The organism is Aneurinibacillus aneurinilyticus ATCC 12856, from assembly GCF_000466385.1.
In the GTDB taxonomy this organism is placed as follows: domain Bacteria; phylum Bacillota; class Bacilli; order Aneurinibacillales; family Aneurinibacillaceae; genus Aneurinibacillus; species Aneurinibacillus aneurinilyticus.
In genome coordinates, this window is record NZ_KE952740.1 from 1 (window position 1) to 1,590 (window position 1,590).

Here is a 1,590-nt window from a genome sequence, read left to right on the forward strand (position 1 = left end):
GAAGTGGGAGACTTCTTTCGGAGGGAAGTTAAATCAAAAACGAATTACCCATTTCTTCAAAAACGAATTACATTCTATGCAAACATACGTTATTTTATGCATTTTTAAATAACAATATAAAAATATACGTGAATTTTCCTTGTTTTTAAATTGGCATAAGATTTGCTTGTATTTTAAAGTACTGACAAGTACTCTCTTCATTTGTCACCTTCTAACCTTGGAAGCGGGCACTCCACCTTTATCCCGCTTCCCTCTTTTTTTATTACACTCGATATTTTGACATTGCAGCATAGTTGGAAATTGAAGACATCCTACGCTCCGGTAGAGGAAAGGTCAGCGTGTGTTTTTCCGACCGCTCCCGCCTACCTCCTCCTCCAGCACAAGCAGTGCATTAAGAATGTTTGTTCATATATGCCGCATCCATATATTAGGATCTTCATATATGCCGAAGTTTTTCTCAACGTCTATCTTAATAGGCTGTAGTGCTCCTGGAACAATGTACTGCCCCGTTTCAGGAAAACGCATATTTGTCCATTCCTCCCACTCATTCACAGTTCCTTTAATCACCATTGATTTTTGAATCGGACATAAGATTTTTGCACCTAGCTTCCAATGCAGTCTAATCCAAGGGTCAAAAGGTGCATTGTCCTCTCGATGCCAAAGTATATAGTTTTCTATAGGAGTTAAAGGATACTTGCTTTTCAATATTGGACGAACCGGAGCAACAAACGCCTGAAATTGATTGTTCTCCACCAATTTCCTCATCTCTCGCAACAGCATGTTGCTTATACCCTGATTTCTATAAGCAGGGTGCACCGCAATTCCTAAAGCTGATAAGGCTGTGGCGCTACTGCTTTTTTCACGGGCTTGCATTCCGTATTCAAAAACGCGATCCCAGCCAGCAGGCAAGCTTTCGATTCGCCCATCCCATATAAAGGGAATGGTATTCCCAACAGCGATGACTTTTTCATCTCTGTCACATACACACACCTGGAACCGTGAGAAATCTGCTATTAACTCTTCCCAATATGTATCCGCTATCTTGTCATGCAACATAAATTCCGGCCATGCTGTCTGATTTAATTCATAGGTTTGTTCAATGAAATCTGGCCTTTTATCCAATGTAAATATTTGATATTTTTGTTGTTCCAATTCTGCTGTCTCCTCTTCCTCTTTAATTACGTACATAATTTTACCATTTCTATTATACTTTAACATCCATCTTACTTGCTCATAAATGAAAAGACAACCACACCAGAACACAAAGAAACCTTTTTGTCTTCATTTCCCAAAAACGAAGAATATATATCCGATTTTAGGTACATATTATGATTGCTACAAATCATAAGGAGGAGAATAAGATGAACACGCAACGCGCTAAAGAAATCGCTGCTTCACCTGTGATGGTTCACGTCACACATGGAGGGGTCCCCATTTATATCCAACATGTCGATGAAAAAACGGAAACAGCCAGAATTTATCCGCTTAACGAGCCGGAGAATGAACGGAATGTACCTTTACACAGCTTATTGGAACAATAAAAAATTACATACATTATTTCAAGGGTGTTGATTATCCAGTATGATCCAG

2 protein-coding genes are annotated in these 1,590 nt (G+C 39.1%); one reads left to right on the forward strand and one right to left on the reverse strand.

The window, feature by feature from the left end; translation table 11 throughout:
• Positions 1-405 precede the first annotated feature (405 nt).
• Positions 406-1,152: a GNAT family N-acetyltransferase gene (locus tag HMPREF0083_RS07315; RefSeq protein WP_040301886.1), complete on the reverse strand. Its 747-nt coding sequence runs from the start codon at positions 1,150-1,152 to the stop codon at positions 406-408.
• Positions 1,153-1,361: 209 nt separating this feature from the next.
• On the opposite strand from HMPREF0083_RS07315, the gene HMPREF0083_RS07320 reads away from it, so the two are divergent.
• Positions 1,362-1,541, forward strand: a complete 180-nt coding sequence (locus HMPREF0083_RS07320) for a small acid-soluble spore protein H (RefSeq protein ID WP_040301885.1) — start codon at positions 1,362-1,364, stop codon at positions 1,539-1,541.
• Positions 1,542-1,590: the final 49 nt, after the last annotated feature.